The 10,771-nt window shown below is 37.9% G+C and carries 8 protein-coding genes, 1 tRNA gene and 1 pseudogene; 2 read left to right on the top strand and 8 right to left on the bottom strand.

Features of this window, described 5'->3' with window-relative positions; all coding sequences use genetic code 11:
- Positions 1-8 precede the first annotated feature (8 nt).
- The 8 genes and pseudogenes from AMDU4_RS08940 to AMDU4_RS08905 form a co-directional block, all read right to left on the bottom strand.
- The gene (locus AMDU4_RS08940; RefSeq protein WP_021787655.1) at positions 9-1,211 is read right to left on the bottom strand and encodes a glycosyltransferase family 2 protein; all 1,203 of its coding nucleotides are present in this window, start codon (positions 1,209-1,211) and stop codon (positions 9-11) included.
- Between the two features lie 50 nt (positions 1,212-1,261).
- A pseudogene (locus AMDU4_RS08935) lies at positions 1,262-1,429 on the bottom strand (IS5/IS1182 family transposase); the annotation flags it as partial.
- Between the two features lie 187 nt (positions 1,430-1,616).
- Positions 1,617-1,784 (bottom strand): hypothetical protein, encoded by a 168-nt coding sequence (locus AMDU4_RS08930; RefSeq protein WP_021787653.1) that lies wholly within the window; start codon positions 1,782-1,784, stop codon positions 1,617-1,619.
- Positions 1,785-2,325: 541 nt separating this feature from the next.
- Positions 2,326-4,137 carry a DNA/RNA helicase domain-containing protein gene (locus AMDU4_RS08925; protein WP_021787652.1) on the bottom strand — a complete coding sequence of 604 codons (1,812 nt, stop codon included), beginning with the start codon at positions 4,135-4,137 and terminating at the stop codon, positions 2,326-2,328.
- Between the two features lie 236 nt (positions 4,138-4,373).
- Positions 4,374-5,510 (bottom strand): dipeptide epimerase, encoded by a 1,137-nt coding sequence (locus tag AMDU4_RS08920; protein WP_021787651.1) that lies wholly within the window; start codon positions 5,508-5,510, stop codon positions 4,374-4,376.
- A gap of 4 nt (positions 5,511-5,514) precedes the next feature.
- Positions 5,515-6,540, bottom strand: coding sequence for an aminotransferase class III-fold pyridoxal phosphate-dependent enzyme (locus AMDU4_RS08915; protein WP_290704802.1), 1,026 nt, complete (start codon positions 6,538-6,540; stop codon positions 5,515-5,517).
- Between the two features lie 104 nt (positions 6,541-6,644).
- Positions 6,645-8,072 carry an APC family permease gene (locus tag AMDU4_RS08910; RefSeq protein ID WP_021787649.1) on the bottom strand — a complete coding sequence of 476 codons (1,428 nt, stop codon included), beginning with the start codon at positions 8,070-8,072 and terminating at the stop codon, positions 6,645-6,647.
- A gap of 395 nt (positions 8,073-8,467) precedes the next feature.
- Positions 8,468-8,609: transfer RNA gene (locus tag AMDU4_RS08905), tRNA-Trp, on the bottom strand.
- A gap of 169 nt (positions 8,610-8,778) precedes the next feature.
- Between AMDU4_RS08905 and AMDU4_RS08900 the strand changes: the two genes are divergently transcribed.
- Positions 8,779-9,669, top strand: coding sequence for a (Fe-S)-binding protein (locus AMDU4_RS08900; RefSeq protein ID WP_021787648.1), 891 nt, complete (start codon positions 8,779-8,781; stop codon positions 9,667-9,669).
- On the top strand, positions 9,666-10,771 hold a 1,106-nt coding region (locus AMDU4_RS08895; RefSeq protein ID WP_021787647.1), incomplete at its 3' end, for an LUD domain-containing protein. The genes AMDU4_RS08900 and AMDU4_RS08895, both read left to right, overlap by 4 nt.

Below are 10,771 nucleotides of genomic sequence, written 5' to 3'. Positions count from 1 at the left end.
AGCATGGTTCAAGAATTGAAGAATTCTGGATGTCTTTCTTTAATTAGACGATTCCCCTCCCCATATCTAACAAATCTGGAAACAAATTTCTTAAGCGATTCTTCTGGTTTATCATAGCCATAATCATGTTTAATAACAAGCTTATCTATAGCTCTAATTTTATGTCCATTTGCCCTTGCCCTAATACAAAAATCTATGTCTTCTCCTGCAGCTAATGGAAAGTCCTCATCAAATCTTAAACCCTCTTCTAGGATACCCTTAGGCGTTATCATGACGCAAGTTGTACCATATACAAGATTTCTGTAAGTGTCATCCCGCTCATATACTCCATTCAAGGTACCATCGATATCATGGAAGTAGTCAAAGCATGTACTCCCATAACTTTTAAATTTAGGTGAAACAAGGTTTTTTCCTTGGACAGAATTTTTGCATACTAATTCAAAAGTTTGATCGATCGGGTCAACCACATCATCATCCATGAAAATTACTAAGTCCACACCCGCCTCCAACGATTTTTCAATTCCTGCGTTTCTTGCACTAGCTGGACCTTTGTCATTCACAAGGTTAACTAATTCAATACTATTGATTCGGCTTAGAACGTTCCGAGCATATTCTGAAATATTTCCTATTATCCACAACTTTGTTAATTTCTTCCATGAGATCAAGGAAATGATTAAATTTTCTAATTTATTCAGTTTATTTCCATCACTTTCCGTTATATTGACCGGTATAACTATACCTGCGGAGTAATCATTGCCCACTTTACTCTTTGTGTATCTTATCGAGGAGGAGATTCTTACTTGATTTACTTCCGCTTCTACAAGAGTTTTTGAATAATTTTGTGTCTTACTGAAACCAAACCAAAGAGCAAAAGCAGCAACCATATTCAAGGTGAGAAGTGCAGAAATTTCCCTTTGCGAGAGATGTTCAATTTCTAATTCTTTTTTTCTCTTTGAAAGGTACCTAATTATACCAATTATCTCGTCAGAAAAATCATGAACAATTTGTGAAAAATCTATTTCTGTTAGTTGGGATAAACTGTCTGAGAATCTCTCAATTTCTTTTCTTTTAAATATAAATGGACTATCGCCTATTTCATTCCTATAAGATATAATCGGACCCGTCATTGGTTTAGGATAGTGGTTATTAAATAAAAAATTTGTCATTCTAACCGTTTTGTTGAACGCATATTCGATTTCTACTCTCTTCACTGCTCTTATCGCTTTATTCTTCCTTTCAGCCCCTAACTAATCTGATTTACTTACCTCTTTTCCCTCTGGTTTATATAGTCATATATCCATAATCTCTGGTATCCCTCTGCCTTCAATCCTTCTATAGACCTTCTGACACAATTTTCTCCAAACTTCCTCTTTGCGGCGGAGAATATTCCTTCAGTTCCAGGCCACCTCATTCCGTAATCGTTATCCTCACCCTCTTCTACCTCTAATGTTTATCCGATTATCTCAACAAAAGTTGTTCGGGGTTCTTGTCTATTATCTGGCTGTATTCCCTCAGGCATGCCACATTTCCCGAATATTGAAGTCTACCTATTTGATTCATTTTTCCAGCATATACTTGTGGTGTTGTATTTTCAATTCATTCCATGAGAATCTCTTTCACTCCCACTCCACTGTAACCTTCACTTTCTTCGGTTCCTTGTCTCCGAATACTGATTTCTGAACATATAATGTTCCAATTGCTGGATTCCCAGAGGTTTTCTCCTGGAATCTATATGTGTTCTTTGTTGCTCTCTCGAACTCAAATTCTATTTCTTTCTTATCCAATTTTTTTCACCTCCTTTAATTTTTCAAATATCTCATTATTCCAGTTTCGTTTACCAATCCTTGCACGCACATCGGATTCCTGTAATATAGATGATCCATATCATTCCTATAGCAATGTGCACAGCAGACATGTTTGGATTTTTCATCGAGGTTGTTGTAGGGTCCATTTCAAAATCATCCAGATTGTAAGGATTGATTCACATGGGCAGGAAAGGATATTTCTGTAGTCGCATATAATATTATAAGGAGTCAATATATCATGTTTTTGGTTTCAATCGAGAGTTCCTAAAAAATCAACAAAGAATTGGCAATGTTTTTATTTAGTTTTTGAAGTGAAAATATTTGTTTCCTGACTCTTAATCCCAGCAATTTCTAGTTGATATCTTGCTTATTTTATATGAGGGAAATACTGGCTCTGGTGATTCGTGTCTGTGCAGAATAACATTCTCAAAGAGATAATTGATTCCACGCAAACATATCAGCAAGCTTTATATTTTCTGTCTTTCATTATTTCATTACTCAAATTCCTATTAATACATGATTATGGATTGCAGCATTTTTCAATATGCCTGCTTGTTTCCTCATCCTCGCAGAATATGTAAGTGCCGTGTATTCCCCTTGTCATTAAAATCCTGTACCTGTTGATTAACAGTTCAATAGACTTCGCGTATGCCTTAGTATCTCCCTCCTTTCCAGCCCGGAATAATTTCTTAATCTCAAAATCCTTGCAATCGTCGCCCAGTGCCCACTTGCCATTTCTCCATACCAAATCACGCCCCCATATTAACCCTATATAATCCGCCTCAAATCCCTGTGACCCATAAACTGATGCACATTTTTCCAGCATGTTTGATTGTCCACCTACCCAGAAAGGCGCATACTCTTTCTTTGGATCCATGAGCCATTTTATAGTAATGCCTGAGTTTTTGTATAAATCAAATCCGGATGGAAGTGGATAGCCTATCCTCACATTATCCGGAGAATCTGTGTTTTTAAGGTCTCCTTTTGCCTCAGTAAATGACGCAACAAGTGCTGTTTTGTTTCCGGCATCTGATTTATTTCTGAGAGACGTAAGGAGATCCTGTATAGTAGGAAAAGATTTTAGGCCATAATATTCAGGATATTTCCATGGCTTTCCATCCAGTAGGTTATTCACGAATTCTCCATAGTCGTTTCCATTTCTGTACAGACCCTTGAGATTTATTTCGTGGGCATTTTCAAGGTATTTTATAAAATTATCCCTGGTGCCTTCTTCCTTCTTGCCCAGTATCTGAGAATCATCATAAAAAAATACAGATATGTCCGCAACTTCGCCCCCGTGAATTATGTTGTTCACAGTCATCCTCTGGGCCTCATCAAAGATGGCAATATCATAATGCGCAGGAAAACCTTCATCTGCAACTCCAGGATTTCCGGGCCTACCAGTTGAATAATATTTGATAAGTGTTGACAATCCAGGGCTTGTGCTATCAAGCATTTTGCGCAATGATTCAACCATCCTGTTGTTCCTGTAGGAGAGCACAGATTGTTTTTCCATTGCCGTTGACCGTAACAGAAGATTCATTGCTATAAGGGTTTTACCAGATCCCGGTCCACCATGCACTATATAATTTCCGGATTTTCCATTTGAAAGGTCTTCAATAATTTCAATGTATGGTTCAAGCTGCTCACTGAACAGCCCATATCCTTCCGACGCCAGTGACTTCATGGCACCTGATCTTATATGGGCATAGTGTAATCTGATTGCCGCAAAGAGGCTTTTATTTTGCCTGTATTTTCCATTCAGGAATTTTGACAAACTCTCGCTGTCGAATCCCGCGCCAAGGTTATTTTTCAATTCATCTATTATTTTCCCTTTTTCATCCTTGTAATATAATCTGTTTCCGCGCGCATTTTTATGGGTTATGTTATACAGTATCACCATAGAAGTTATGTTAAAATTATCTATGCCCTCTATACCATATCTAATTTTTCCCTCGTAATTCAACACCTGGTACTCCGGGTTTATCTCTTTTTTATTATCAGCATTAACAAAGTAATCATCAATTGCCTCCATGGATTTCCATCCTTTCATCTCAATTATAGTAATTGATGGGGATTCGGAGTTGCCCATGAATATCGCATCTGCCCTCTCGGCCCCAGCAGGTATTATATATTCCAGCACAATTCCTTTATTTTCTAGTTCCTGTATAATATTATAGAGGTAACTTAAAGACCCTTTCCATGAATTGTATAAATATTTTCCAGGGTCAGTCCTGTATAAATCTCTGTACACTTTTGCAAGTTTATCCGGAAAGTCTTGGTTATATTCATTTAAAAAAGATTTTGTGTCGTTATAATAAAGATAATTCATAACAATTACAACGTTACAAGTTATTTATTGTTTTTCCTTTACTGTTTTTTAACGTGACTTTCAAGAAGAGTTTGATGACCAATTTCATGCGGAAGTACTTTTACACGGATTGAAATGTTAATTCTTCAAAAATTATTTTGGTACGATACTCAATATTTTCCTGGGATAGGGTATCTTCCTTATCAAGTATTTTCATGGAGTTTTCTGATTCGAATCTGAGAGTAAGTATGCCGTATTCACTTCTGATTTTCTTTTAATTTAACGGCAAATCCAGGTCCAGCAACCAGATAATCCATTCCAAGTTTTAATTCAACTCCACCCTCAAATGGTTGTTCAGAAAGGTAAGTAAATCCATCCAGATCGGTAAATTTTACATTGTTAACACTGTTTGCTGCAACTAGTGAGGCGGCTATGCCAAGTTTTGATTCCAGCATACATCCAACCATTGCATCTACGCCAGCGGCCTGTGCAACTGTAAGAACCTTTATGGCCTGATGGATTCCACCACTCTTTGATAATTTCACGTTAATCATATCTGCTGCACCCTGTCTTATAACATTCATGGCATCCATGGGAGAAAATACGCTTTCATCGAGCATTATTGGGATTCCTGATTTATGCCTTAGCTCCCTGGCACTGGTCAGATCAAAGCGGTTAACGGGCTGTTCAAAGAATATAGCTTCATATTTATTCAGCACTTGTGCCATTTTAATTGCACTATTTAGATTGTATCCCTGATTTGCATCCGCAAAAAAACTGGCATCCTCTCTCAGATTTCCCGCAATGAACTTAATTCTATCAATATCCTTTTCAAGATTATTTCCTATCTTAACTTTTATTATCTTTGCCCCGGAGTTCTGGTATGTTTCAAGAAGTCTGAGGCTTTCTTTTTTTGGAGATATTGGAATTGTAAGGCTTGTTTTACGTGGTTTAAAGCTACCGCCAGAAATTTTTACAGCGTGAACATTTAATGATTTCCCGAGAAGGTCGTAAAATGCCATATCAATAGCACTTTTTGCGGCTGTATTTCCGTAACAGTAATTATTTAAAAATTCAGAAAAATCTTCAAATCCTTCGACTTTTCTGCCATTAAGTGCCATTAAAATGCTGGATGAAATATTGAAAAGCACCTCTGGAGTTTCACCCGTTATTTCTGCAATTGTTTCTGCCTCTCCATAACCAGTAATATCACCAGAAATAAGTTTAACTATAATTCCATCGTAAAATTCCTGGCTGGCAAGAGAAATTTCAAAAACAAGGTTCAAGGGTATCTTTACCCTCAATACCTCACAATTATCAATACCAATTCCAGCTATTTCGGTTCCTGTTCTATAATGAAATTTAAAAGAGTTTACTATTTCCATTTCTATCATCTTTTTATTTTTCCAGAGCTTCAATAATTTTTTCAATACCCATGTTTAAACTCCCCTCATCTATTAGAACTGGAGGGGTTATCTTGAGAACGTGATTTGCCGCTCCGGTAAGTGAACAAATTACGTTATTTTTAAATAGCCGATTCCTTATTTTTAAAGCATAACTTCCATCTGGGTTGCCCTTATCATCAACTAATTCAACACCTATCATAAATCCTTTGCCCCTTGCAGATAAGATTTTGCTGTTTTTGATTCCAGAAAGCCTATTGATTATGTCTTTTCCTTTAGTTCTTACAAAATCCAATCGTTTTTCATCAAGTTTTTTAATAACCTCAATTGCAACTTTTGAAATAAACATATTTCCAGCCTGCATACTCACAACATCGTTATATGGCAAATCCCAGTCATTCTTATACAATACTGCGCCAAGAGGTAAACCAGCTGCCATGCCCTTGCCAATACAAACCATTTCAGGGTCTATTCCATATTTTTTAAAAAGGAACATTTCTCCAGACCTGCCAAATCCAGTATAAACTTCATCCACAATAGTATGCAGCCCAAACTTTTCAGCCATTTCAAAAAGAGCTTTAATAAATTGCTGTGGGAGTATATTCACACCCCCATCAGATTGAATAAGTTCCATTATAAGTGTCCCACCATTTAATTTAATGGGAACTTTATTTACCAGTTCATTATTATAAGCCATAGCCTCTTCCACAGAAATATTATTAGAAGGGCATCTTAGATGTATTATCTTATTTTCTGCGTCATAACCTGTTCCATTGGATACAGTTTTAGTAAGGAAGGTAAGTCCATGATAAGCACCCTCAAGGGCTATAATAGGTTTACCGTATCTGGAAAGCGCAGTATCACACGCCTCTGTACCGCTGGTGCTAAAAGCAACGTTGGAAAATCCTGATGTTTTTATTAGCAATTGTTTAAGTTTGTCTGTATATTGATTCTTAAACACTAATCTGCTTACAGTAGGCTCAAGCCATTCAGATTTAATGAAATTATAGCCTGTGGTCATTGCAGAACCTGAAAAATCAAGCATATACCTCTTACCACTCTTGACATAAAAATTATTTCCCCCAGTAATGGTAATGGGGAATGGCCGGAATTCAGGCCTAACCATTATTTTTCACCTGAAAGTTCCTTAACACTTGTAACTGTTGTATATTTATTTCTCCAGTATATTATTATTACACCAAATATAATCCATAGGGGAATCATTATATAAATAATTGAAAGAGGCAATACAAGTCCTGTGAGTGAATAATAAATGGCAATTCCCATCAGTACAGAAGCTGTTGTTGGTAAAATTATGTAGCTTATTACTTTCATTTTCATTTTCTTTCTTCTTATGAATAATGCCAGTGAATTATTGGTTGCAATGTGATAAAGCAGTGTAAATATTGTTATGGCAGTACCCCATAGGGCAAAACTAAAGAAAAGGCCGTTAGATTCGCCGTAGACATAAACCATCGGGAATAGTGTAATGAGAACACCAATAACTACAATCACAAAAAGCCAAATTGTGGCTACATAGGGGCTACCGTATTTTTTATGCACTTTTGAAAGATTAGCAGGGAAAAGTCCATCCCTTGCGAGTGCAAAAACAGTTCTGGCACCACTGTTGCCAAATATTACAGGTGAAAATATCTGGGCTATAACAACAAAAATAAATGCAAAAATAGCAATATCAAGACCATAGTACTGCTGGGCAATATAAAGTCCCGGGGCAAACTGTCCATCTACGGTGGATAAATTTGGGCCGGCTGAAGCCACTATGCTATATACAACAAAAGTGTCAAACACAACCATGATCAGTAAAGCAGTCACAATAGATTTTTTTAGATTTTGCTTAGATAGCTTAGCCTCCTCGCCCAGTGACACTACCGATCCATAACCACCATATGCCAGAAATGCACCAACTACCATTGCCAGGAAAAATCCATGTAAACCATCAAGAGAATTGCCGATATTAAAATATGCCAGGCTGTTATAATGGGTTTTGAGGACAAAGCCTATAGCAAGTGCAGAAAATATTATTAGCTGAAGCAGGCCGATAACAATCGCGGTTCCAGACGCAACCTTAATGCCGAAATATCCCACAATCAGGTAAAGTACTGGAACTATTAAAGAAAGCAAAATTACCCCATATAGAGGAATGGTAATGTTAAGAAGGGTTGATAAACCCACCCAGGTAAACCAGCCAACAACAATGCTGGCTGCAATCATATCACCAACAACCCAGAATGCGTTCCATAATCCCACACTTTTGGAAAGAATTTTATTCTGTGTGCCCGCCTCAACATATTTGTAATACCCTCCTGCATTATCTATATGTTCGCTAAAAACATATATTGCGATTATTGCCAAAAATAGAACAATACCACCAATAAGGAATGCTAACGGAGCAGTTTCGCCGCCAAACGTCATAGCTGTTACACCTGTAACTGCAAAGGCTCCTGCCGGGAATATAACAGAAACTGCATAAAAAACCACTCCCCAGAAACCTATAGAATTTTTCTTAAGCTGTCCAGAGTCATTTGTACTCATATAAATTTATAATAATGTTATATTTAAATATTATTATTATATTTTTGGTATATAATATCCAGTAACGTGACTTTACATCCATTTAATCCAATATTCTTAGAAATACGGAATTATACAAGTTTTTTCACTTTCATAGTGTATGGTGCATAATAATCTTTGAATAATAAATACTATTTTCGTCCCTGTAATGCAAATTCGTTATATTATTCACAGTCTCGTGAGAGGAGAAATAGATTAAACTTCATGAAACAACTGGAGAATGTAATAGCAAGGGTGAAGAGAATTATTGATTCAGGTGATTCTGATTCAATGGAAAAAGTCAGATAGCATCCTTGGCAGTGTATGACTGGGTTTACAATGAAAAAATTGGGAGGAAAAAGTGCTTCCGCAAGTGATGGAAGCACTGGGATTTGAACCCAGATCTAAGGGTCTCTTCCATGTTTCATTGTTCCAGTCACTCATCATGTATTCAGATGACCTTTAGCTAATCACAAACTGACTGGAGCCCTCTAGGATACCTGACTACCCCATGCTTCCTTAATCACTGTATTATTTTTTTATATAAATATCTATAGCTTCACCTGGAAATATTTCTTTGCACCAGTGCATGGACTCCTGCCTGACAGAAAACGAATCAAATCCCACCCCTCAAAAGGGGCAATCATGTGCATAAATAGATTTATAAAGTACCGTAGACTTTATTTTCATGGAGATAAACAAGAAACGGATACAAAAGATGAGGGACATAATTTACCAGAATTTGATGGAAAGCTATCTGCCCTTTCCACTGGATACAAAACTGTACTCTTCCTGGACATCAGATCTGCCACATGATGGTGATACAGTACTTTATACATCCTATATGTACCAGATTTCAGGCATCCTGAAGCGTTATGAGGCATTATTTCCGAAAATCTACCGCCTGAATATCCCCAGAAGGTTAATGACTGCATCCAAATTTTTGATTAAACCGGATAATGATGAACTTAAAAGGGCTTTCAACATACTGAATAGCATAAAGTCCATGCTTTCAGGAAGCAATTTAACATTTGGTTACCTCTATGACCAGGAGCCCTACTCCGGTGCATTGCTGCTGGAATCTGGATTTATCAATGAATATAAGGAATACGGCAAAAAGCTTTACAATTTTTTCAGTGAAAGGGGCATAAGGCAAATTATTACCGTTGATCCCCATACAACAAACGCCTTAAAACGATACAGGGATTTCATAGACTTTGACATTGAGGTAAAAAATTATCTTGAACTTGTCAATTTCAGGGGCACCGGCGAATATGTCATACACGATTCATGCCTCTATTCCAGGGCCATGGGAATGTACAGCTCAATAAGGGAAAAAATAAGCAATTCCGGAATATCGGCAAGTGAAAATTACCTTGTAACCGGAAAGGAAATGGGGAGCTGCTGTGGAGGACCACTATCACTGGTTTCAACGCAGGACAGTGAGGATATATCCAGATCACGGGCCGAAAAACTGCTCTCAGTGAATAAAAATGTTCTGGTGATGTGCCCACTGTGTTATCAAAATCTTGCACCATATGTAGGCAATATAAAGGACCTGGCAGAGGTGGTTTCATGAACTATGAATGGGACGTTGCGGTAAACAGGGCAATTTTGAATAATGCGCCGAAGGTGCAGAAAATTCTGGATGAGAACCCGTATATAAGGGATGTTGCAGCAGAGCTAAGGAAGACAAAAAACATTGTGCTGGACAACATTGACTCCTACATTTCAAGGACGGAGGAGAGTGTTAAAAGAACTGGAGGGCATTTCCATTTTGCAAAGAACAGTGAGGACGCCATGAAAATTGTCCGGGAAATTCTTGAAGAGAAAACAAAGATAGTTCTCTCAAAGTCCAACGTCCTTTATGAGATAAAATTAAGGGAGATACTGGAAAAGGATGGAAAGGACATTTGGGAGACAGATCTTGGAGAATATCTTGTTCAGATAAATCATGACATGCCTTCGCATATTGTGGCTCCTGCCATCCACCTTACAAAGGATAAAATAGGAAAGCTCCTGAACAGGAACCTGGACAGCAGCATAAATGAAAATACCTCAGCTGAAGAAATGGTCAGCAGGGTAAGAAAATTCCTTATGGAGAAATACCTCGGTGCTGAGGTGGGCATCACAGGTGCCAATGCCATAGCTGCAGATACAGGATCTGTCCTGCTAATTGAGAACGAGGGCAATATAAGAATGGATACCGTGCTTCCCCAGGTGCACATAGCCATAACAGGAATAGACAAGATAGTTCCAACACTGAAAGATGCCTTCAATGAGGTCATAGTTCAGGCATCCTATGCGGGATACTACCCACCGGCATACATAAACGTTACATCCGGCCCCAGTGCCACAGGGGATATAGAACTTCAGCATGTTTCCCCTGCTACCGGGCCAAGGGAATTCCATTTAATAGTTCTGGATAATGGCAGGAAGGAGGCAATAGATTCTGATATACGTGATTCCCTGCTATGCATAAGATGTGGCAGATGCTATTTCTCGTGCCCATCCTACAAACTTTATGGAAAGGAGTTCGGTGACAGCCCCTATACAGGGCCCACAGGCATAATGTGGTCAGCCATAACAATGAAGAAATATGGCAAATCCATGCTTTGCATGCATTCTGGCGGTTGCCGTGAGGTGTGCCCCATGGATATAGATATCCCCAGGGTAATAGA

It is taken from the genome of Ferroplasma sp. Type II, from assembly GCF_000496155.1.
Note: the sequence above shows the minus strand (reverse complement) of the source record. Positions and strands in the feature narration are given on the sequence as shown.

Coding starts and splice junctions, on each gene's coding strand:
- AMDU4_RS08925 (WP_021787652.1), bottom strand. CDS start 4,137: ATGAATTATCTTTATTATAACGACACAAAATCTTTTTTAAATGAATAT.
- AMDU4_RS08920 (WP_021787651.1), bottom strand. CDS start 5,510: ATGATAGAAATGGAAATAGTAAACTCTTTTAAATTTCATTATAGAACA.
- AMDU4_RS08915 (WP_290704802.1), bottom strand. CDS start 6,540: ATGACCACAGGCTATAATTTCATTAAATCTGAATGGCTTGAGCCTACT.
- AMDU4_RS08910 (WP_021787649.1), bottom strand. CDS start 8,072: ATGAGTACAAATGACTCTGGACAGCTTAAGAAAAATTCTATAGGTTTC.
- AMDU4_RS08900 (WP_021787648.1), top strand. CDS start 8,779: ATGGAGATAAACAAGAAACGGATACAAAAGATGAGGGACATAATTTAC.